Below are 26082 nucleotides of genomic sequence, written 5' to 3'. Positions count from 1 at the left end.
ATGAGCGATCTGCGTTTGAGATAAAGTTTGCAACTTAATCGCTGCAAGTTTGATCAGTTTTAACTGATTTAAGAAAAGTATCGGCGAGTTCAGTAGTTTCACTGTGTTCTATCTGTGTGGCGGTTTGAGGTGGATCCGGTGAAACCCGGATCCAGTCGCTGTGAAACTCGAAAGCTGTCTATGGAAGTCCGGTGCCAACCACTCAGGAGTCGCTCGGAATTACTGCCGCGTATTTGTCTCGTTTGGCACTGAAATAAATGATCCGACCAGCGTTAACGTCGCAAGGCATCCGATAAAAGTGTTTTTTATCGGATGCTTAACGTTATGCTTGGAGGAGTTTCTTTGAAATTATGCGAACTTTGACCGTTCCTATGTCGTGGCTAGTTCACTTGTACAATGTGCTGGCTGTGTGATCGCGATCACTGGGCCGGAAACTATTGCTGACAGCGATGATCATGTGGACAGAAGGGGTGCCCTGACGTTATACATGGGGAATTGATTTATTATATTTTACCTTAGGATTTTTTCATGTCCTTTCCATTCGATGACAATTTGAAGAATATTATGTCCCGATTGGGAGGGAACCGTGCTGCACGTCGTGCAGCGCGCCGCCGTCAGAAGCTGCTTGAAAAGCGGGGTCTTGGCTACAAGATTGAAGCCCTGGAACCGCGTATTCTGCTTAGCGCTGACCCCATCACGCTCGCCACACAGATCAGCGTTGTTCAGTTCGAGCATACTTCAGATACAACAACGCGCATAACCATCAACGGTGCGGCTCTCGCTGACCAGTTCACTGGAACAGACCTTCTGCTGAAGGGCACATCGGACGATGACACGATTACCATCGAATGGATCGCGTCCGGCTTTGATCGTCACGATTTCGATCTGACGGTGGATGGTCTGGATGGTAACGACAAAATCACCTTGCGCGGTCAGTTTGAGGTCACCAACAGCATCACGATCCGTGCCGAAGACATCCATCTGTTGGATGGCTCGCGGGTCGAAGCGATTGACCAGATCCACTTTGTTGCCCGTGCCGAGGCACAGGATCAATCGGATCTGGAAGCGCGCGTCAAGCTTGGCGGCGCTCTCGTCGCGGGGGGAGAGGTGCGGCTTGAAGCCATAACCGAGCGGAACTACAGCGACAGCCTCGTTCCGACATTGGCCTACAACGCAAGCGCCACTGCTGAAATTGAGTTCGACCAAGGTGCGACCGTCGCCGCATCCTTCATCACTGTTCTGGCGGAGACGACCGGTCAGGTGGCTATCGGTGAATCTCTTCTCAACGATCTGTTAGGTGATATCAATCTGCCCGGCCTGCCGACAGTGGCCGAAGGGGTGGAATCCGCGACGATCCGCTTTGTCGGTGCTGATCTGACGAGTCGCGATGGCGATATTGATATTACCGCGCGCACCCAGACCCAGTTCCGCGCGAGCGGGCTTGTGGTCAGCCATGATCTGTCCAGCCTGGCCTTGGTCGATGTTTCTGGCACGCATATCGAGGCTCTTGTGGGTTCGATAAACATTGCTGCCGAAGATGCGCTGTCCATTATGTCAACTTCGCCCGCAGCTGGGATAGATACCGCAGACACTCCGCCAAGCTATGCTCTTGTCACTGGCGCGTTTGCCTTCAACAAGGTGGCCATTGAGACACGGATCGAGATTCAGGACTCGGATCTTGACGCCTTTGACGAGATTGATCTTTCTTCCAAAAGCCGCAGCGAGATCATTGCCTATCTGGGCGGTCTGGCGACACCGGTCGATCCTGCCGATTATCAGGGGCTTGGACAGGACGTAAAGGATGCGATGCCGCAATTGGGCGTCAATGGGATGATCGCCCACAATCAGATCACTTCTGACGTCAGGGTCCTTTTGCGTGGTGCGAAATTGAATGCCGCGGATGGTGGCATTACCGCTCTTGCCGACACCGATACAAATGTGACCGCCAAAATTTCTGGCGGTGTCGAAAGCGACGAGAATGTAGCAGCTGGTGTTGCTCTGGCCATCAATACTTTGGGTTGGTCCCCGACCAATATTTTTGCCGGTGCGGTTGACACACTCTTGGGGTCTGATGCGCTTGGTGTTGCCGCTCCGCTTGTCACCCGCGTCGATATTGAAGATAGCCAGCTTCTTGCCGGTGGTGACATCGCGATTGCTGCACGTTTGCAAGGACGGATCACTGCTGAAGTCGACAATGCGGTCGAAGTGGGAAGCGAGGGTCTTGGCGCTGGCTTTGTTCTTGCCAGCAACATGATCTACAACGCGACCGACGTCACAATTACCGCAGCGCGTCAGGACGCAGAAGCACAGCGCTTTGCGGGCCTCTCTTATATTGACTCTGCAAGCCATGTGACGATTGCCGCCGAGAGTGCGGCAGAAATTTCGGCAATCCTTTCGATGCAAGTGGCCAGTGTTGGCGGCCCCGCATTGGGCGGCATGGTGGCACGCAACGATATTCGGAGTGCTGCCGCTATCACGCTGGATGAGGCGGAGATTTCTGCTGCCGGAACGCTGATAATCAGTGCAACAAATGCTGGTGTTATCACCGCGACGGTGAGCGGCATCCAGCCACAAGCAGATGATGATGCCGAGCCTGAAGACGGAGCATCATTTGCTCTGACTGGTGTGATTGCAACCAATGCATTGTTGTCATCCATTTCTGTCAATATCGACGATAGCACACTCAATGCTGGCGGCGATATCTCCGTCCTTGCAGATAACAGTGGAGAGATTACAGCTGAGAATACTGCGGCTGCAACTGGGTCGGGCACTGCCGTCGCCGCGATGCTGGCATTCAATACGATTGGCTACACTCCCCAAAATATTCTTTTCGCAGCACTCGATACCTTGCTGGGGAATGGCCTCGGTATAGCTGATCCTGCCCAAGTTATTGTGAATATTCAGGACAGTATCCTTGTTGCTGATGGTAACCTGTCAGTTGAGGCGCACAACAGGCAGACGCTTGGGGCCATCCTTGCGGCAGCCGCCGCTTCTGAAACTGCCGCGGCGGTTGGTTTCCTGATCGCGGGCAATATGATTGCATCGCGCACGCAGGTGGTCATCAAGCGGATATTGACCGAGACGCGTCTGGCTTCTGGTGTCGATCTGTCGATCAAAGCTTTTGATGCCGCGTCGATCAGTGCAGATCTGGCGGTCAATGCTGAAACAGGTGGTTCGGCTGGTGTCGGCAGTCTTGTTGCCCGCAATGACGTGGGTGCGGGTGCAGACATTGAAATTGAGGACGCGACGGTTACGGCAGCGGGTGCGCTTAGCGTCGAGGCGCTTGGTGTCAGCAAAGTTGATGCAAAGCTAGCGGGTGTGACAAAGGTTGATGGCGCGGCTGGTGACAAGGTTGAAAGCTCGGACAGTCAAAATCCTGGCGGTGGCATTGCCGTCGGCGGTTTGATCGCTTCGAACTTGATCCTTGGGGATGTGACAGTCAGCATCACTGATGCGACGCTTGACGCGGGCCGGAACTTGTCAGTTCTTGCTGACAATCAGGCAAAGATTACGGCAAAAAACACAGCTGTCGCCTTCTCTGACAGTGGTGCCGCGATTGGTGTGACGCTGGCCTTCAACACACTGGGTTATGCGCCGCAGAATATTCTTTTCGACGCTATTGATTCCCTTTTGGGTACGAATCTTGGGACAGCCGCGCCTTTACTGGCAGAGATTTCAGTTAGCCGCGCGCGTCTGGTCGCTGGGCAGGCGTTGAGCCTTGAGGCAAATCTGCGGCCTGAGGTCGAGGCCGAGGTTGCCGCCGCAGCAATAAGCGGTGGGGAATCTGCCGCATCTGGTTTCGTCCTTGCAAGCAATATGCTCGCGGGTTCTGCCGCTATTCGCCTGACCGAGAACACAGCGTCTGACGACAATGGAAAGGGTATTTTTGCGGGCACTGACGTCGCATTGGTTGCGAATATGGCTGCGGCCATTTCTGCCCGCGTTGACTTGGAGGTCGCGAGCGCAGGCGGCCCTGCAGTTGGTGGCATCGCTGCCCGCAATGATCTGACTATCTCGGCTGACATTGATATCGAAGAGACAAAAATCAAGGCAGGTGACGACGTCAGCACCACTGCGCAGTCGGCAGGCTTGATTACAGCCAGTGTCGCAGGGAATCAGCCTGAAGCTGAAGAAGGTACAGAGCCTGCGGCAGGCGCATCGTTTGCGCTGACAGGCGTCGTGGCGACGAATGCGATCCGGTCTGCGGCCGAGATTCTGGTGGATGCGAGCGCGCTTGATGCTGGCGGCGATATTTCATTCCTAGCAGACAACGGAGGCGAGATTTCTGCCGAAAATACGGCTGCGGCAGCTGGGACCGGCACTGCTGTCAGTGCAATGCTCGCCTTCAATACGATTGGCTATGACCCTCAAAACATTCTGTTCGCATCTGTAGATGCCCTTTTGGGGACAGAGCTTGGTGAGGCTCAGCCGTCGCAGGCGGTCGTCAAAGTTCAAGACAGCATCGTTGAGGCGGATGGAGATCTGTTCGTCGAGGCAGGCAATTCACAAAAGCTGAGTGCAATCCTTGCGTCTGCTGCTGCATCCGACACGGGGTCCGCCGTTGGTCTTTTGTTTGCAAGCAACATGGTCGCCTCGCGCACGCGGGTTGAGATTAACAGTGTTGATGACGCAAGCATGCTGTGGGCTGGCGGTGATCTGTCGATTAAGGCGTCTGACGCTGCTTCCATTGATGCGGACCTGTCGGTCAATGCGCAATCGGGTGGATCTGCGGGCGCTGCTGCCTTGGTTGCAAGGAACGACCTGCGTTCGGGCGCGTCGATTAATGTCGCAGGTGCGACGGTCGGAGCGGATGGTGCTTTGAATATCGAGGCGACCGGTGTCAGCAGTGTTGATGCGACATTGTCTGGAATTGTAAAAGTTGACAGTGCGGCTGGCGACAAGGTTCAAAGCGCCGACGCTCAAAATTCCGGCGGCGGTATTGCCGTTGGCGGTCTGATCGCGACCAATCAGATCCTGGGGGATGTGTCGGTCGTCATCTCGGGTTCAGTGCTCGATGCAGGCGGAAACCTGTCTGTCATAGCGGATAATCAGGCCCAGATCAGCGCAAAAAACACGGCAGAAGCGACTGCGGATGGAGCGGCCGTCGGCGTGATTTTGGCGTTTAACACCATTGGATATGCGCCACAGAATATCTTTTTCAACGCGATTGATGCGTTATTAGGCACACAGATTGGCACCCCCGATCCTTTTGCCATCGAGGTTCTGATTGACGATACGACGCTTGCTGTGGGTCAGGACCTGCAAGTGCGTGCGGGCCAAGACGGCACTGGTGCAAAGATTACTGCTGAAATCTCCAACACTGCCCAAAGCTCTGGTGGGTCGGCGGGTGTTGGTGTCATTCTTGCCAGCAACCGGGTGAATGCAGATGCGTCCGTTCAAATCATCCATGCTGTCCAGCCTGCGCAATCTGATTACATTGGCGGAAACTTCGAACTGAGCGCCAAAAACACTGCCGAAATCTCCGCAAATATAACACTGTCATCGGGCAGTGCTGGCGGGGCAGCCGTTGGTCTGGCTGTGGCGATCAATGATGTACGCGGTGATGCCACTGCCCGCTTGGACCACGCTGCCTTTTTGGTGCAGGACAATTTCGTCGTGCAGGCGGAGCAAGCGAACAAAGTCACAGCAAATCTGTCTGGTTCTGCAAAGACAGAGGCGGCAGAGGACACGACCAATACCGGAGCGGAGGCAGGGAGCCTTGCGGTCAGTGGACTGATCGCAAGTAATATCATTCTCGGGAGCGCAAAGGCTGAAATTGACCAGAGCAGGTTAGTTGTCGGCGGAAATCTGAATGTCATTGCCCGCAACCGGGCAACAATAGCCGCTGAAAACACAGCTCAGATGCAGGCAGAGGATGGTGCTGCCGCAGGCGTCACGCTTGCCTTCAACACGATTGGATATGAGGCACTGAATATCCTCTTTGCTTCTACCGACGCGCTTTTGGGCACGGGTATTGGCAATGATGATCCAGCTGTGGCTGCGGCCCGCATCTCGGCGACCAGTATCCGTGTGGGCGGCGATCTGAATATTGAGGCAGAACAGAACGCTGTTATCACTGCCAAGATTTTAAGTGAGGCGGAGGCAGTTCCGGGTGAGACGGCCGCCAGCATTGTTATAGCGACAAATATGGTAGCCAGTGATGCGCTTGCAGAACTGGTTTTCCCTGATGGCACCGTGCTTGTTGGCGGGGAGGTCACTGTCGAGGCGGAAGATGCGCCAGAGATATTCGCTGAAGCAAAGCTGGTCGCGAGCGCAGCGAAAGCCTCCGAGCTGGTCGAATATGTCAAGGTTGATTACCGCAGTGACACGGGCACCCAAGATGTTGCTTTTGGCAACCAGGTGCTGGTGGTTGGTGGACATGAGGCTGGTGGAAAAACTGGTCGCATTTATCGCTATATGGGTCCTGCAACCGAGCAAGTCCCAGTCAGTCTTAATCTTGCTGAGGCGAATTATTCAGATACCCGCTATTGGCAGGAAATTCCGCCACCAGTTGGTTTCATGGCCGATATTCTTGCCTTCCTCTACAGCGCGATGCCTAAGGTTGAGCGAGAGCTTATCTTGTCTCGCCTGCCTGTTGGCGACGAATATCATGCTCTTGGCGTGAAACTGGCGGCTGGCTGGGAAGGCTTGACCGTCGAGGATTTCCTCAGCCGTGACCCAGCCATTGTTCAGGCACCGGGCGCCAGCCTCAATGGTAATGTGCTCAACCTTACTTTGGGACAGGCTTTGGGCTTTGCTTTTCCGGAACTCGAGCTTGAGTTTCTGCTACCGGCCTTCGATCTTCCCGCGTTTGAATACCGTTTGCCACTAGGTACAATTCCTGTTGCCGGTGAAGAGGTTGAATTTGGGCTTGAGATAAGCTTGAGCTGGCAGGAGCCCAGCTTTGAGAAATTCCTAGAAGCTCTGATTGAGGATGACTGGTCAGTCTTTATCCCGGATGTCCAATACGGGCTGTATTCGGATGGGGATCTGACCGGCCTAACCAAGGGTATCCCATCCACCATCGAGCTTGAGCCACTGCGGCTCCAGATGACCTTCCTTGGCAAGCCTGTTGAGTTTATTTTGGGTGATGGGTCTGCTGGTAATATTGTGCTGAACACAGCTCAGATTGCGCCAAATCTTGCACAATTTATCGATGCTTCTGCTGATCCTCTGGTGATCACAAATATTCCAGCAATCAACCTAGACGCAGAGCTTCTTGATCAAGCCGTTCTTGATGCACGTCCTGATACTTATTGGGATTCTGCCATTCAGATTGATCTTGCTGGCGCAATCCTTCCCAATTTTCCTCTTCGTTACGAGATTGGGACCCTCGCCCAGAATGGGGAACAACTCTCTTACGGGGTTGAGATTAACTTTGGCTGGCAGGATTTGACACTGGCAAATATGCTCAGTGCTGTCCTGGCTAAGGATGCGACATCCCTGATCCCTGACCTGAGCTATGGCTTTTATATTGGGGACAACGCTGCGTTCCTGCCTGATCAATCCTATCGTCTTGCGATATCGACCGTAGATCTTGGTGATGGCGATCTGCCCTTCGGTGTGGAGATTGGGTTTAGCTGGGGTGAACGTGAGCTGAACGATTTTGTGTCTGCTCTTATTGCTGGGGACAGCTCGGCCTTCCTGCCTGAGATCAGCTATAGTGTCTTCCTAGGGGATGGCCCTGCAGTTCTGCCCAATTATTCAGAGCAAATTGTTCTGGGTGATTTCCTGCTGTCGGGTCAGCAGGTCGATTATGGTGTTGAGATTAGCTTTGGTTGGGACGACCTTGAGCTGACAGATTTTGTGGCGGCTCTGGTTGCGAATGACAGTTCGGTCTTTTTACCAAAGGCAAGCTATAATTTCTTTGCAAAATACAACTCAACAGGCCTTGCAGTCACGGAGCAAGATCTGATTGGAGCAGCTGCCTTCTTACCAGAAGAAATTCAGCTTTCTGGAGATGTGACTGCCCAGTTGACTATTTTGGGGACTCCAATTGTTGCCACACTTGGTAGCAATATTACGCTGCAGACGAGAGATTTTCTCCCTGCCGCATTGCACAGTCTCATTGATACTAATCTGGCCAGAGCGGAATTCGCGGGCACAATTCTGGTGAGTGATGAAGTTGATCATCCCGAAGGCTATTGGAATAGTCCGGATTCTGTGCAGCTAGATTTTTCTAACTTGAATAATCTGCCGACCGCGTCTGATTTACGAGATATTGTTGCTATTGTCCCGGGAGCGATTTCTATCGATCCACTGGTAGTGCGTCTCACTGTATTGGGCCAACCAGTTGAATTCCTTTTTGGCTCAGGGGGCATTTCTCTTCAAACATCTGACCTGCTGCCCTCTTCACTTGCCTGGCTGATTGATACCAATGCGAGCTATTCTTTTGGCGCTTTGCCAGAAATCGATCTTGATGCAGCGCTTCTAGCTCCTGCAGATCTGACAGCGCGGCCTGTAGATTACTGGGATCAGGCTATTCGTCTTGATCTGGCAGGTGGCGCAGACCAGCTTCTGGATTTAATCAAGATCATTCCGTCCGAAGTTTCTTTACCTCCAGTCGAACTACGCCTGACCGTGCTTGATACACCGGTAAAGTTCCTGATTGGTGGTCCAGGCGGAGCTAATCTCAGCTTCGATATCCGTTCGCTTCTTCCATCTGATTTGCATGCCTTTGTCAGCGATACCGCGCCAGTCTTCGTTCCATCAATCGCTGCACTGTTTGATCTTGATGCGCTGTTCCTTGATGAGGCCGTCATCGCGGCAAGAGCCTCCGACTATTGGGATAACGCAGCTCTGATCGATCTCGCCGGAGGCTCAATTTCTGACGTTACTCAAAAGTTTGAACTTGGAGAGATCTTCGTTGACGGTGAGTTAAAGAATTTTGGGGCCGAGCTGACTCTCAGCTGGGGCAACGTTTCCTTTGCCAATCTGATCACTCAGCTCATCTCGGGAGACACATCGGGTTTCCTTCCTGAGCTGAGCTATGAGATCTTTATTGGCGATGAGGCCGTGGTTCTTCCGAGCTATGCGATGCGTATCGAAGCAGGTTCACTTACCTTGCCTGATAGCAGGAATGTCGTTTACGGGGTCGAGTTCAATTTTGGCTGGGACGATAAACCTCTTTCTGAGGTGCTAAACGCCCTTCTGACCGGCAATACTAGTTCCGCAATTCCCGATCTGAGCTATAATATTTTTGCTAACATCGACGGTTTACCTGCCGAACTTAGTGAACTGCCGTCGGATTTCCTGCCATCGCAGTTCGTATTTGAGGGTTCGGTTCAGGCTCAGCTGACCTTCTTGGGTAAGCCGGTCATCTTCAACCTGGGTCAGAATGTTACTTTTGAAACGTCAGATCTTTTGCCTGCTGAACTCCATTATCTGATCGGAACCGCAACCCGCACCTTTACCGAAACAGTCACAATCAATTTGGATACTGTTCTGTTTGAGCAGGTACGTGATGCCAATTATTGGGATACGGCTACGCAGATTGATGTCCTGACCGCAGGTATAGATGATCTTCTCCCTCTTTTCGCCTTCATCCCTCCAAGTCTCGAGGTTGATCCTCTTAGTCTTCGCATAACTCTTTTTGATCAGCCGGTAGAGCTGACCCTGAGCGGCGCTTCTGGTGGTCCGCTGGTCGTTAACCTGTCGGACGTTATACCGCAGAACTTCGCGTTCTTGATTGATAGCTCACTTGCGCCGGTTGTTTTCACGGGATTGGAGCCAGTCGATCTCGATTTGGAACTCTTTGGTGAGACACGGCCAGAGGGTTATTGGTCTGGCGCAATCTCGCTTGGCATTGAGGCTGGTAGTATCATCGACAGCTCTGCGCTCGAAGCTGGCTTATCGAGTGTTCTTGACGGGTTCGTTAATAGTTTTGCAGACAAGCTCTTGGACTCTGTCACCGATAGGCTCTCGGAGTTTGTCCGCTTTGTGCCCAAAGAACTTGTTCTGACAGATCCTCAGCTGATGTTGTCCATCATAGGCCAGACCGTAGATGACCAACTGCCACTCAGCGCGGCTATCACAGCACTCGGTGACATTCCTGGTTTGCCAGCAGGTTTGTTCTCGGCGAGAGATATTGATGGGCAATCAGCACTGGTCATCGATCTGACCAAGATCTATGCGGAGATTTTCCCGGCAGAGCTGGTCGCATTTTTGATCGACCCTGACAGAAGCGAGAGCTTCGTCCTGCCACCTATCAATTTTGGTGACATCACCCCGGCTGAGTTCAATGATCCTGAGGTGCGTGCAGCTATCGAGAGTGCAATATCACTGCTGAATGGTCTTGGGTTTACTCTTCCATTTACTTCGCCGGCGGCGGGTTCAGACACACCTGTAGCAGCACCCGCGGTAAGTCAGGTTGCAGCATCCAAGCCAGGGGTTTCCGAAGAGCAGTCAATTTTGATCGACTTTGCAGATCAGGCTGCTTTCACTGGTGACTCTACTTTGGGGCTTCCGCAGTTTACACTCAATCTTGGTGACAAGCTTACAGATCCAATTACTTTACTGCCAATTGGTTCGAGTACGAATGCTTTGCAGCGACTGAATATCTTGTTTGATTTCAACGATCTTGGCCAGCAGGTTAGCCTCAAAATCGGCGATCGCGTGGCTAGCCTTCAGTTTGGCGATGATGATCCGTTCGCGACAGATGAAGATAATCTTTCACTGTTCCAGGATCTGTTGCAGAGCCAGATGGACACTTGGTTTTCGTCAGATGCTGTTGAAGTTACCTTTAATGAGGATGCTTCCAGCGCGGGTTGGGCATTTGATTTTCTGTTCAAAGGCACAGGTGTCGCCGGTGAAGCTCAACCACTAGTTTCTCTGCAAACTGTCGGTGCCAGCACCACTTTCGTCGCGCGCGCCCACGAGATCCGTCAGGGTGGTGGTGTTTACACTGCTGCCGATCAGGCAGAGCTGATTCGTGCGGCTCTGCAGAAAACGCTTGGTGAAAACAATGTCGATGTCACGGTTGACTCATCTGGGGCAGAGACGCGCTATTCGGTTTCTTTCAAGGAGGAACTTGCAGATCAGAGCCTACCGACCCTGAAAGCTGCTTTGACAGCAGCTGCTGAGGCGGCTGCTGAGGCGGCTGGCATTACAGTTGAAACATCAAAAGAGCTTGGTGGTCGTACGCCAGAGGGTCCAGTCTACCGGATCACACAGCCAGCAAATGCAAAGTTCAAGTTGAATGTTCAGCTCAATGATATGAGCTATCAGACTGCAGATTTGGATAAGTCGGCAAATGCGACACAAATAAAAACTGCGCTCGAAGCAGCCATCGCTCGCGAGGGGGGGCCTACCCTGGAAAGTCAGGGGATTGAGATATCCGTCACACCTGGAGCGTCAGCTGGAAGTTGGACAATCAGTTTCAGCGGAGATCTTGAGGGTAAACTGCTGGAGGCAGTAACCCCTGAAGGTGTTGGAGCTGTTGATACCTCTGAAGCCCTGCCTGCCAACACAGGTGGAACTGCAATCGGCGGACTTGTTGTGCGCAATGATATCCGATCTGGGGCAAATGCACTGATTGAAGGTGCTGTTATCAATGCGGCCGGTTTAAGTGTCACTGCACGCGAAAATGCCATCATAACGGCAAATCTTGATGCGAAGGCAAAAGCCCAATCCTCGGGAGCGGACGGAAGTCTTGCAGCCGGTGGAATTATTGCAACAAACCTGATCCTGTCTCACTCTGAGGCACTGATCTTGGACAGTACAATTATTGTCACTGGTGATCTTGATGTTGTTGCAGAAAACAGCTCCGAGATATTGGCCCGCAACGCAAGCAGCATCGGCTCAGACGGCACAGCAGTCAATGTCACCCTTGCTTTCAATACGATCGGCTGGGAAGCGCAAAATGTCCTCTTTGGTACTATTGATGCCCTGATCGGTACCAATATTGGCACGGAAAGACCTGCCTCGACTCGGGCTGAAATACGCAATTCGACAATCTCCGCTGGCGGAATGGTAGATGTCTCGGCGCAGTCCATCGCCCGTATTGTGGCTGACCTCAGCAACGAGAGTGAAGCAGCTTTGAGCGACAAGGCCAATGCGGATGCGAGTGCAACTGCGGTTGGTTTTGCGCTGGCAAGCAATATGGTCTCGACCACAAGCTACGCACAGATCCACCATACAACGCCTGACACCGCCAAGAGTGTTTTATCTGCAGGCAGCCTCTCGGTTCAGGCTACGGATGAAAGCCAGATCCTGTCACGTGCGCGCCTTGCGGCTGAAACCGGTGATGAGGGTGAGTTGGCTCTGGCCATTCGCGCTTTCGCTGGATTCTTTGGTCAGACTTATACTGATTTCTCTGGAACGCGTGCTCTTAACTTCGGGGACCGTGTTCGCATTGGTGAAAACGGTTACACGATTTTTGACCGACCTGCGACTTTGTCAGCTCGTGATCGAGTTACTCTCGATTGGGATATTGCTGGCGGCAAGGCCGGGAGCACATATGAATATTTTGGCTCAGAGCCTTTGAAGAATACGCGGCTTGACCGCCAAAACTATGCTGATTCAACTCTCTGGCGTGAAGTGTCCGGCAAAGCGGGTAAGATATATATCTTCCTCGGAACAGAGACGACCAGTGTCGATCTTGGGCAAGAAGATTTTTCAAATGCAGCCCGTTGGTGGGAAGTCGATCTCAATCAGATTGTCGAACTGGCAGCAGTTGCGGGTGAGACAGTCGCTGGGACGAACGGTAAGGGTGCCGGTTTTGGTGGGCTCGTAGTCCGCAATGATCTGCGATCCGATGTGCAGGCAATCGTAGATCGCGTCCAAGCAACGATTAACGGGCCTGCTCTGGTCAGTGCTGTGCAATCAGCACAAGTACTTGCAGATGATCGCAGTGTCGTCAGTGCAGATGATACAGGGGTAAATGTCGTTATCGCCACCAACACAATCATGGGCGGAACGACATCAGAAATCATTGATAGTGCTGTGACCACGACTGGTGCTGGTGCGCATCTGGATATAAAGGCGCAGAGCGAGGCGACTATCATTGCCGATGTGCGCAGTGAGGTACAGGCCTCAACATCGGTAGGTGTTGTTCTCGCTTTCAATACAATCGGTTATGCGCCGACCAATTTGCTCTTTAACATTGCCGATACCTTTGCGGGAACCGATCTGGGTGGTGCGCCTGGGATGGCAACCCTTGCTCAGATCAGAGACTCAGTCTTGGCGATCTCCGGCGACCTTCGGATCCTCTCTGAATGGGATGGAAACGTTGCAGCGCGTATTTCGAGCTCTGCGCTCGCGCTTCAGGTAAAAGCACCAAGTTCGGAAACCGAGGGTGGACAGCAGAACCAAGCCCAGAATTCAATCACGGTTGCGCCTGTTATTGCGCTCAACCGGATTAAGAGCAACACAGAGGCCGCGCTGATTGTCCGCGCCCGCGATGATCTTGAGCCGCACACGATTGGGGGTACGCTCGAGGTCGCTGCACAATCCACAGCTAAAATTTCGGCCAAGTTGGCTTCGAGTGCAGTAAGTATTGCGGCAGATGTCACAGGCGGGAGTGGTGCCCAGAAATCTGTCGCAGTCGGAGCGCTTTACGGGCGCAATGAAATTGACGGTGATGTCACTGCGAGGGTTTCGGGCGACGATAATGCGAAGGTTATCGCCCAGAATGGGAACATTATTGTCAGTGCTCAGGATATCTCGCAGATTGATGCAGAGGTTTTTGCGACATCTGTTGCAGTGACTGCAGGCTCTGGAGATGTCACGGCAGTCAGTCTTGGCGCAAATTTTGCACGTAACAAGATCGCATCCACAGTCCTGGCTCAGATCGGCAACCTGTCTTCACTCATTGGCGAACAGGGTTATATCTCTGTCACAGCCAACCGGCAGGCCGAAATTCGTTCGGTATCCCGCAGTGTGGCTGTCTCGTTTGCCTTATCTTTGAAGGACAAGCCTGCAGCCTCTGTTGCGGGCGGTGGCACCATTGCACTTAACGAAATCACGGGTTCTGTCAGTGCTCTGATCACCAATGTAGGCACTCTGACTGCTAAGGGCGATATCACTGTCTCGGCATCAAATGCGGCCAGCATTAGTGCCGATGTTCTTAATATTGCAGCGTCTGTCAGCTTGTCTCTGGGCCAATCGAAAGCCTTTGGTATCGGTGTGGCTGTTGCTGAGAATATAATTGGCGCCGTCAGTAACTATACTGCAACCACTACCTATGAAAGCAGTGATCCTCTGCAGGCCGCATTGGTTACTGGTCAGACTGTACGGATTGTGGGTGAGCACCCGATGTCCGGTTCTGTTTATCGCTATATCGGGTCAGGTAAGACTGGCGCTATTGATTTTGAGCTGGAAGATTATGCCGATCCTGCTGAGTGGGAGCGGATTGATCTTCAGGATACGCCAGCTGTTGTTCTGGCAGAGATCCGTGATGTAACTTCTATTCGTTCGATCGATGGTGGCATTTCAGTCTTGGCCGACTCTGCACAGGTCATTCTGTCCTCGGCAGCAGCTGCCAGCCTTGCTCTGTCTGGTTCCAAGAAGGGCTCTTTGTCCGTAGCAGGCGCAGGTTCCGCGTCTCGCAATGTGATCCGCGCAGGCGCATCCGCAAAGATGATTGATGTCGGTGCAGTTTTCACAGCGGCCGATCTGGAAGTTCTAGCTGAAGATAATGCGGCTATTCGTAGCCGGGTGATCGGGGCAGCTGCGGCTGCTGCTTTCAGTTCGCAGGGTGCAACTGCAATCGCTGTTGGCATTTCTGTTGCTCTCAATGAGGTATCCAATCCAGTCACTGCGAAGCTTGAGCGGGTGACAACTTCGGGTTCTGGCATTGGCGGTGATATCAAAGTTGAGGCTCTGGTACGTCCTCCTTCATCATTTGATGTGACCACTCCAGATCTGACAGATCAAAAGCTGCAGGAAGCTACAGAACTGAAACTGCGCGAAGTTGCTGGCAGTGAGGGTGAAGAAGTCGAGATTGATCCTGATGCTTGGGCGGCTAGGACTCTGATCTGGAATAATCTGATTGCAGCCCTCAATTCTGGCTTGTCAGGTTCTGAGCAGATCGGGGCCTATAATCCGATCGTCAATCTCAAAGACCGCAATGCAACAATCCGCGACGTTCTTGCGATCCTGTCTGAAGGGCCGGACAGAACGGCACTTGATGCGCTTATTCTAGATAACGCTGAACAAACGCTCATTGATGCAGAGCAGGCGGATCTGGCGAGTCAGGTCACCGAAGCACAAAGATTGCTTCAATCTGCATTTGCGGGTGTATCTTTTACAGGCTCATTCTCAGTTGAGTTATTGATGGACCCCGCAGAAGGGGATCCTTTCTCTGCTTGGAGGATCAGTGATGAGGCTGGACAAAGTTGGCTGGTTTATGAAGAAGCTGGCGGCAAGATCGGTGTCTATAACGATGCTCTGAGGCTTGCACGTGCCGATACGGGTGATGGCTGGGTTCTGACAGATGATCAGGGTCGTGTTTTCACTCTGAGCCTGCAGGGCGATAATCTGAATAGCCGGCTTGATACGATCTCTGTTCTGGGAGTTGCAGCCTCTCTGAGTGTTGCGGTTGGTAAAAGTGCCGCGGCAATTTCGGGCGCCGGTGTTGGCGTGACCAACCGTATATCCAGTGGCGCGACCGCTGAAATCTCACAAAGCAACCTACAGCTCGCAGGAAATGTGAGTGTACACGCTGTCAGTGAGGCTAGTATTTCGAGTACTGCCGTGGCTGCTTCAGCCGCGCTCGGTCTTGGCAAGTCGGGTGTTGGTGTGGCGCTTGGCGTTACAGTGGTACTTAACGAGATCACTGGTGCAAGTGGTACACAATTCGTCAAAGCCGCAATCAGTGACAGCCGTGTGGTCTCCACTGCTGGCGATCTCGAGGTGAAGGCCTTCTCGAAACAATCCATCCGGGCGATGGCATTTGCCGGTGCCGCCGCAATTGCGGGCGGTAAATCGGGCGTGGCTGTCTCTGGCTCAGGGGTCGGTGTGCGCAATGAAATCTCGATCAGCACACATGCTCTGATTGATGGTGGGTTAACAAACCTTACAGATCCATCCTACGCTGCGGACGCCATACTGGTAGATGCGCAGAATACTGCGCAAATCACGGCAACGGCCTTGTCGGTATCGCTAGCAGCGGCCTTTGGGAAAACAGGGATTGGGATTGCGATCGGGGCGTCGGTTGCGCTCAATGAGATCCAGAGCAGCACAATTGCCGAAATTGTTGGGATTGCATCGGGAATAGGCCGGGACCTGGCTGATCCACAGATCAGCACGATCTCTGTTAATGCGCTTGATCGCGCCAGTATCAATGTGGTTGCGACCGCGGCCTCACTTGCGGCTGGCATCGGTAAGGTGGGTGTAGCAGTCTCTGGTGCTGGTGCTGTTGCAATCAACCGGATCCTGCCTGGAGCAGACGGAAGCTTTGCTGCGGCGCGGATCTCAGGAACGGCATTGCGCGCACAAGGGGTGAATGTCACCGCGCGCGCTGAGGGAGAGATTGACGCACGGGTTGTGGCAGCGTCTGCGGCTGTAGCAGTGGGTAAAACTGGGGTTGGTGCAGCGATCGGGACTGCGATTGCACGCAATGAAATCGGCTATGGAGCTGGCACGATCCCTGCAAATACCTGGGATGCGCGCAGTGTTGAAACTGACACGATCGCGACTGGCCAAACAGTTCAGCTCAGCGACATCTTTGGACGTCCAGGGGATATCTACCAATATATTGGTCCTGAGACCTTGGTGCAGGGCCCATTGGAGCTGATTGGGACTGGTGGTGCCGAGACAGGTGGTGCTGCTGGGACGGCACTGCGCGAAATCAGCCTGACCCAAGTCAACGAGGCTTTGAATGCTGGCGTTGGCGCGAATGCGCAACAGCTCGAGGATATTTCCGATCTCTTGCAGCAGGCTCTTCAGCCTGTCTCTGGTGATCTGACAATTGAGGTTCTGACCGCGAATGAGCGCTGGAGACTGACCGATACAGCCAATCGGATCTGGGAACTTGCGTATAATGCTGATGATCAGACCATCGAGATCGTTGATGGTGCGTTGTTTGATCTGAATGCGCTTGATTACGAGGATGTCAGTCTTTGGAGGCGTGTAGGCCTTGAGCGTAGTGGAGCGAAGGTAGAGGCAGTGATTGCAAATGCGCCTGGCACCATTGATGTCGGGCTGACTGGCAATATTTCTGTCTCGGCGACAAATTTACAGCAAATCAATGCGGTAACAATTGCTGGAGCTGTTGCAGTGGCTGCGGGCAAGGTCGGTGTTGCCGCTGCCGGTGCTGGTGTTGGGCTGAGTAATCGGATTGCAGTCGATACATCAGCACGTGTTGAAAACTCTGACATTGTTGCAGCAAGACTGTCTGTCCTGTCGCGCGATGATAGTGGTATCAACTCGGTTGCTTCTGCGTTGGCGATTTCGGCCGGTATTGGCAAGGTCGGTATATCGGTCTCGCTTGGGGCTTCTGTTGCGGTCAATATTGTTGACAATGATACCTCTGCTTTGGTCAAGGGTGGTAATATCGCGCTGTGGGCCGATACAGGCAATGCGCTGATTGTTGAGGCATATTCCGGGGTTCCTGAGATTGATCAGGTTGCCTCACAGATTGACGTTTCAGCTCAGGATCTTGATCAGGCCGCTCAGACTGTTCTGATCTCATTTGAAGCTGAGGATAATGCGGCTTTCCTGGTTGATAGTGACGGAGATCTCTTACCCGCAGGTCTGGTCGCATTGCGCCAGGCATTACAGGCAGAAGAGCGGCTTGTAGAAGAAGCGCGCACAGGTTCAGAATCCGGTTTCACTGTTGGTAGCCTGGGTTCTGTAACCCTTGAAGAGAATGCTGTCTGGCGTGTGACTGACGGAGTTTACAGCTGGATTGTCGAAGCTGCGTTGGATGCGGATGGTAAGCTGGAATTTCAGGCTGCCCGCCTTTTGCGTCCCGATGTACTGCAAGATATTGCTGCTGCCTTCGATACGGCAGGTGAAGTTTATGCAGGTCAGGTGCGTGTCGAAGTCATCGAAGCTGGTCAGAGATGGGCTATTGTAGATGAGGCGGGCCGTTCCTGGCAGATCTCCCGTGATCCGACATTTATTGAGGGAGTTGGTGAGACTTTCGTCAATATTGCGCGCCGGATGACCATCAATGCTGTTTCTACGGCGATGTCATTTGCTGTGGGTGGTGGTAAGGTCGGTGTGGCCGTCGCAGGCGCCGGGTCAATTGCTATCAACGCGGTGACCTCTTCTGCGCATGCTCTCGTCACGCAAACTGATTTGCAAGTATTGGCACAAGACAACGCGCCGCGCGGTGAACGCGTCGGGATCAGGGTCGTTGCAGAAAACGATGCAAGGATCAATTCCGCAGTTCTTGCAACATCCCTCTCTGTCGGGATTGGCTCGGTTGGGGTTGGTGTTGCCATTGGTGCAGCGGATGCGCGCAACTTTATCGGCGATACTGGGTTTGGTGCATTGGTTTCCTTGCGCAACAGCGCTGAGCTGGGGCGCGTATCAGCAAGCATCACCCAGAGCACTTTGCGTGTGCAGGATGTTGACCTTGTGGTAGACGCCCTCAATACCCAGACGATTGTCACATCTGTATTTGCGGGGGCCGCGGCGATAGCAGGGGGCAAGGTTGGTGTGGCTCTTTCGGGCTCCGGGGTTGGTGCCTATAACGAGATTGGCGCACATACCTATGCTGCGATCTCAGCCACAGATATTAAAGCAGGGCGCCGCGATCTAACTGACCCTGATGGGCTGTCAGTGCTGTCAGCAGGAGACCAGTCTCAAATATCCGTCACAGCGACAGATACAGCGCTGATCCTGTCATCGGCCGGGGCTGTTTCACTTAGCCTGGCGCTTGGAAAAGTCGGTGTTGCCGTATCTATTGCTGCTTCAGCTGCGAATAATACGATCTCAAGCACCACTATTGCTGAGTTTGTGTCGCCTAACCAAGCTTCAAGCATTGCGCATCTTGGCGCTGGCGATGTGCTGGTCCAGGCCTTAGATACGTCTTGGATTTTCTCTGTTGCGACAGCAAGTGCGCTGTCTTTCGCGGGCGGATCTGTTGGTGTTGCTGTATCTGGTGCAGGCGCTGGAGCGACAAACCGCATTCTTGGCGGATCTGTTTCGGCAGCGGCACGGATAATCGGCTATGATATCATCGCGGGCTCCGTGACGGTGGATGCAAAATCACTTGCCTCTATTGATGCAATTCTCGCGACTTTATCTGCAGCGATAGGTGTTGGTAAGGTCGGTGTTGGGGCTGCAATAGGGGTCGGTGTCGCGCTGAATGAGATTGGTTATGCACCGGTCTCTGGCAATACAAATACGACATATACGCAAGATGCGCGCATCGAACAGATTGTCTCTGGGGAGACGGTCCTAGTGCGTGATCTCTGGGGCCGCCCTGCAGCTGTTTATCAATATATCGGAGGCACTCCCCTTAACGCCAATGGCCTTGGGATTGTTAAAGCGAGCGATACTGATCTCTTTGCCGCTGCAAGCGGTGGCGACCTTTCGGCTATACGTGATCTGCTGATTCAAGCAGGTCAGGAGGTTCAGGGCAACTTGACTGGGACTGTCCTGAATGGGGTGGGTGTCGTTTCAGCTGGTAGCACTAGCTGGACATTGGCTCTTGATGAAACCGGTAGTGAAGACATCATTCGTATCGTGGATGGTGCTAAACTCCGTCTTGATTGGATGGATTATAGCAATCCAGCACTCTGGGCTCAGGTTTCAACCCAACGTTCAGGAATGCTTGTTGAGGCGACAATCGATCGATCATCCCTCAACGTGCTGGGCGATGTTTCAGTCTCAGCCCTGAGCCGTAGTTCAATTCTTGCGACCACGTCAGCTGGTGCTGTTGCCGTCGGTGGCGGCGCTGTGGGTGTTGGCGTTGCTGCTGTTGGGGTTGGCGTCAACAATAGAATTGCGTCTAATGTTTACGCAACCGTGCTTGAGAGTGATATTTCTGCGCGTAGTCTTGATATTCTCGCCAATGATCAGAGCAGCATTTCAGCTCTGACTGCTGCAAACGCCATCTCGGTTGGACTTGGCAAGGTTGGGGTTGCGATCTCAATCAGCTCAGCGGTCGCAATTAACAATGTCGATACGGATGTTGTTGCCCTTGTTGATGGGGAAGATGCTGGATCGCGGATTGCGCTTGATGGTCTGAGCGGGGATGCACTGCGGGTGCGCGCATTGTCCAATGCGACACCTGGAAGTGAAGATCTATCCGCTTTTGCTGGACTGAGCCCGGAGGCGCTTGATGAGGCAAGCAGGGTTGAGCTGCTGGAATTTGAGGCAGGCGATATCGGCCTGTCTGGAGATGGCTCGATTGATCTTGGAGATTTACGTGATGCTTTGTTGGGTGCAGGCTCACCAGCCGGTGCCTTGGCTGGCTTCACTCAGACCGTGATCGATGCCGGTCTGATCTGGCAGGTAAGTGACGGAAGTCTTGTCTGGCGTGTCGAGGCTGAGCTTGATGCCGATGGAGCAATTGTCGCCTTTGGTGTTGCACGTCAGCTTGGTGTGAACACTCTTGATGCTCTTCGTACAGGACTGATTGCTCGGGGTGAGACTGTCACCGGAGATCTGCGTGTCCAGATCGTTGAGTCTGGTCTGAGCTGGATTGTCGTCGATGCTGCCCAGCAGACCTGGAAATTAGGCTCTGAGGGAGGATCACTGACTGCTGTGCGGCCGAATATACTGGCAGTTACACAAGCGGCAGCAATCGCTGTTGGCGGTGGTCTAGTTGGTGTTGCGCTTGCCGGAGCGGGTGCGGTTTCTGTCAATACCGTAACATCCTCGACCCAAGCCTCACTGCGGAATGCTATGGTTGAGGGCAGAACAACCGGTACAAGTGTGTCGCAAGGCAATGTGCGGGTCGAAGCGCTGAATGCCTCCCAGATAATATCTACCGTTCTAAGCACCTCCCTGGCTTTGGGTGTTGGTAAGGTCGGGGTTGGTGTGAGTATTGGTGCTGCTACAGCGTTGAACCAAATTGGTGGAGATATCGCCTCTGGTGAGGGCTTGGTGCGTGCTGAGATCGGGGATAGTGTCATCAATCTGTCAGGCGGTTCTGTATCGGTGAATGCTGAAACAGAGCAGTCAATTACTGCTGTGGTATTTGCAGGGTCCGCGGCACTGGCTGGTGGGATTGTTGGTGTTGCCGTTGCTGGTTCTGGTGTGGGAGTCGAAAACCGTATCGGGATGCATACAAGTGCAGCTATTGTTGGTGCGGGTAGTGATATTGCAGCGAGATCGGTTCTGGTATCGGCAGATAGCCGGTCGCGGATCGATGCTGTGGCAACAGCGGCTTCTCTGAGCTTTGCAGCGGGTGCTGTGGGCGTCGCAGTGTCAATCGCGGTCAATACCGCTCAAAATGAAATCTCAAGCACTACGATTGCAGAGATTGCAAATACTGCGAATGGCTATGGTAAGGTCGGCACCACTGGTTTGGGTGATGTGACGGTGCGCGCTCAGGACATGGCAAAGATATTCGCAGTTGCGACTGCAAGCTCTCTGTCTGTCTCTGCTGCGGCTGTCGGGGTTGCAATCTCGGGTGCGGGTGCAGGCGCAACTAACCGTATTTTGGGTGGTGCCATTTCTGCGGCCGCACGGATTGTTGGCTTTGAAGTTGACTCTGCGCAAGATGTGATTGTTGAGGCAGAATCCACTGCCAGGATACAAGCGGTTTTGGCAACTGATTCACTTGCGGTCGCTGTTGGTGGTACTGGTGGTGCTGCAGGGATTGGCATTGGTGTCGCCCGCAACGAGATAGGCTATGCCCCGGTTTCCGGTTCTGTCTCCAGAACATTCAACCAGACAGGTCGTCCCAACCAGATCAATCCCGGTAATACAGTCCTGGTGCGTGATGCCTTCGGAAAACCCTCTGCCGTTTATGAATATATCGGCAGCGCTCCGCTTAATGCCAACGGACTTGGGATCATCTCTGCAAGTGATGCGCGCTTTGAGGATGCAAAATCCGGCAATCTTGCGGTTTTGCACGATATTCTGGTTCAAGCGGGTCAGGAGGTTCAGGGCTCGCTGGAAAGCACTTTGATCAACGGAGTGCTCAAAGTTACCGATGAGGCTAACCATAGCTGGGATTTGATCCTTGATGAGACAGGCAGTGAGGATGTCATACGCATCAGCGCTGGTGGCAAGTTACGGCTTGATTGGGTAGATTACAGTAATCCCAACCTGTGGCGTCAGGTATCCACAGAGCGCTCCGGCATGCTGGTTGAAGCAAGGATCGAGGATGCGGTCATCACTGCGGCGCGTGATGTCAAAGTTGATGCGCAAAGCGTAAATGACATTAAAGCGGTGACGACTGCGGGTGCCGTTGCGGTTGCAGGTGGTGCTTTTGGTGTTGGTGTTGTGGGCGTTGGTGTTGGTGTCACCAACCGGATTGCATCTGATGTTTATGCAACTGTGCTAAAGAGCGATGTCACTGCGCGCAGCCTCGAAGTGCTGGCGGATGATCAGAGCCGTATCCATGCCATCACATCAGCCACAGCGGTTTCGCTCGCTAATGGTGCCTTCGGTATCGCTGTCTCAATCGGTGCTTCCGTTGCGATTAACAGTGTTGATACAGATGTTGTTGCCCTTGTAGACGGTGAAGAAACCGGATCAAGGATTGCGCTTGATGGTCTAAGCGGTGATGCACTGAGGGTGCGTGCGCTGTCCAATGCAACACCGGGCAGTGTGGATCTCTCTGGATCGCTTGGTCTCAACCCAGAAGCGCTTGATGAGGCTAGCAGGGTTGAGCTGCTGGAATTTGAAGGGTCTGATTTCACCGCTGATGCGGGCACAGGTCTCCTTAATCTTAGTCAGTTCCGGTCTGCTCTGCTAGCGGCAGGGTCAGCAGCAGCAGCCATAGAGGATTTCAGTCAGACAGCAATTAAACTTGGTCAGATCTGGGAGGTTCGCGACGGTGATCATGTCTGGCGTGTTGAGGCCGAACTTGATGCGACTGGGACTGTTGTTGGTTTCAAGGCAGCGCGTCAGCTTGGTATGGATACACTCGCAGCACTTCGCGCAGCGCTTATCGGTCGGGGTGAGACGGTTGCTGGAGAATTGCGTGTGCAGATCCTCGACTCAGGCCGTAGTTGGCTTGTGGTCGATGCAGCCAATCAGACCTGGCAATTGGGCTCTGAGGGCGGTGTTCTTACAGCAGGCCGGCCTAACATTTTTGCAATCACGCAAGCAGCATCCGTGGCAATCAATGCCTCAGGCATTGGTCTCGCAGTGTCGGGTGCGGGTGCTGTTTCGATCAACAATGTGACATCTTCCACGCAAGCTGCTTTGCGCAATGCTGTGGTTGAGGGAATTACTCCTGCCAGCTCTGTGTCTCAGGGCAATGTGCGGGTTGAAGCGCTCAATGCCTCGCAAATTGTCTCAACTGTTCTGAGCACATCGCTGGCAGCTGCCATCGGGGTTGGCCCGAATGTGGGTGTTGCTCTTGGCTCTTCTACTGCGCTGAACCGGATTGGTGGGGATCTCGCATCCGCTGAGGGTCTTGTGCGTGCCGAGATCGAGGACAGTGCAATCCGCCTGTCTAGCGGCTCTGTGAGCGTGAATGCTGAGACAGCACAGTCGATCAAAGCTGTGGTATTTTCAGGCTCGGCAGGACTGGTAGGGGGCGCTGTCGGTGTCGCTGTTGCTGGTTCTGGTGTTGGCGTCGAAAACCGCATCGGGATGCACACAAGGGCAGCCATTTTGGGTGCAAGCAGTGATATTGCGGCAGGATCGGTCCTCGTAACAGCGGATGGACGGTCTGAGATTGATGCCGTGGCAACAGCAGCCGCGCTGAGCGTGGCTGGTAGTATTTTTGGAGTAGCGATCTCTCTTGCCGTGAATGTGGCTCAAAATGAGATCTCGAGCAGTACGATTGCCGAGATTGCCAGCACGGGCAATGGGCTTGGTCAGATCAGGACGACAGGTTCGGGTGATGTGGTTGTGCGGGCCCAGGATCTGGCACGGATATTCGCAGTTGCGACTGCCAGCTCGGTGTCAATTTCTGCCTCCACATTTGGCGTTGCTTTCTCGGGTGCCGGTGCGAGCGCAACCAACCGTATTCTGGGTGGTGCAGTCTCTGCGGCTGCACGGATTATCGGCTTCAACGTGGTGTCGGCGCGCGATGTGATTGTCGAGGCGGAGTCGACGGCGAAGATAGATGCAGTCTTGGTAACCGCCTCACTTGCAGTGTCGGCCGGTGTTGGTGGCGGTGGTGCCGCTGGGGTTGGGGTTGGCGTGGCCCGCAACGAGATTGGCTATGCGCCGGTTTCCGGTTCAGTTTCTACGACATTCAACCAGTCAGGCCGTCCAAATCAGATCAATTCTGGCAATACGGTTTTGGTGCGTGATGCCTTTGGGAATGCTGCGGCTGTTTATGAGTATATTGGCACGACGCCTCTGAATGCGAATGGCCTTGGGATTGTCGTTGAAAGTGATGATCGTTTCATTGCCGCAAAGAACGGCGATCTTGCGGTTTTGCGCGATCTTCTGATCCAGGCAGGTCAGGAGGTTCAGGGCAACCTGACTGGTTCCGTAAGCAATGGAGTGGGCACAGTCACAGATGGTAGCCATAGCTGGACATTGGCTCTTGATACTGAGGGCGAAGATGAAGTGTTGCGCATCAGCGCGGGTGGGAAGCTGCGGCTGGACTGGCTGGATTTCAGCAATGCCAGCCTATGGCGCCTGGTGTCGACAGAGCGCTCCGGGATGCTACTCGAGGCAAGAATCGAGAACTCTGAGATCACCGCCGCACGCGATGTCAGAGTTCAGGCACAAAGCAGCAATGATATTAACTCAACGACTGTGGCAGCCGCTGTGGCGCTCGCAGGCGGTGCTGTGGGTGTTGGTGTTGCTGGTGTCGGGGTCTCAAATACCAACCGGATTGCAATAACGGCACAATCCATCATTCGTGGATCAGATGTTTCAGCGATCAATGTGAACGTTCTTGCGAATGATTTGAGCACGATCAAAGCCTATACTGCTGCAGCTTCTCTTGCTGCTGGTGTGGGTGTTGTGGGTGTTGGCATTGCGGTCGCGTCGGCTGTTTCAGTCAATGAGGTCGCCAATGATATTGGGGCTTTGGTTGAGACAAGCCGTTTGGTGACCAGTGGAGATGTTGCGATCAAGGCGTTGACGGGGGCTAATTTTCCCGAAAGCACGCTTGACGCTGGCCTGACAGCTGAGCATCTTGATGATGCCTCAAGGACTGACACCACTGGCGCCAATGAGACAGAAACAGCGGTCCAATCAGATATTGATGACGACGCCGAGATCATCGCAGAATTGCGGCAACGGCTCGTGTCTTCTGGTGCGACTGTCGTTGGTCCGCTGCAGATTACGATCATCGAGGCAGGCCAATCCTGGTCACTTGTTGATCTTGGCACCGGTTCGCAATGGACCCTGCGACTTGATGGGGGACAGATAAAAGCAGCCCAGGCAACCATTTCCGCGGTCAGCGTTGCTGCTAGTGTTGCGGTTGGTGGTGGTCTGGTTGGTGTGGCTCTTGCCGGGGCAGGGGCTTATTCTGTCAATGCGATCAACAGCAATACCGTTGCCGCAGTGCGTGGTACCCATGCGAGTGGTGATTGGGTCGTTTCCGGACCAGTTGTGGTTGAGGCACGCTCTTTGTCTCGGATCAATGCTGTGATTGTCACTGCTGCACTCTCCGTGGGTGTGGGCGCAACCGGGGTCGGGGTATCGATCGGCAGTGCAATATCGCGCAACTATATCGGATATGATGCCTCTGGAAGAGCCCTGTCCGGCCGTGGTCAGACACTGGCTGAGTTGCATGATGCACGCATCTCCACGCCTACCAACTCAAACGTCTCTCTGTCGGTGCTGGCTGACAGCTCCAGACTGATCAATGCCACGGTCTTTGCCGGTTCTGCTGCGGTTGCTGCGGGTCTTGTGGGTGTGTCCGGGGCTGGTGCAGGTGTTGAGGCAATCAACCGAATTGCTGGTGAAACGACAGCCAGAATATCCGGCGCCAATACGGATATCGCTATGGGCACGATCTCTGTGCTTGCAGAGGATCTTTCCGTCATTGACAGCACTGCAAACGCGGTGGCCTTTGCAATATCGGCAGGTCTGAAA

Annotated in this window: 1 protein-coding gene (only partly in view); it reads left to right on the top strand. The window is 53.6% G+C overall.

The features are described 5' to 3' along the window. The first annotated feature begins 528 nt into the window (after positions 1–528). Positions 529–26082 carry the 5' portion of a calcium-binding protein gene (locus tag VOY09_RS14255; protein WP_323811288.1) on the top strand. The gene runs 22140 nt beyond the window's last position, so 25554 of the gene's 47694 nt are visible here — the first part of the coding sequence; the start codon lies at positions 529–531; the stop codon falls past the right edge of the window.

The organism is Yoonia sp. 67-2 (assembly GCF_035117555.1).
Classification (GTDB): Bacteria; Pseudomonadota; Alphaproteobacteria; order Rhodobacterales; family Rhodobacteraceae; genus Yoonia.
The sequence above is the reverse complement of the archived record's forward strand: the minus strand, read 5'-3'. Positions and strand labels throughout refer to the sequence as shown.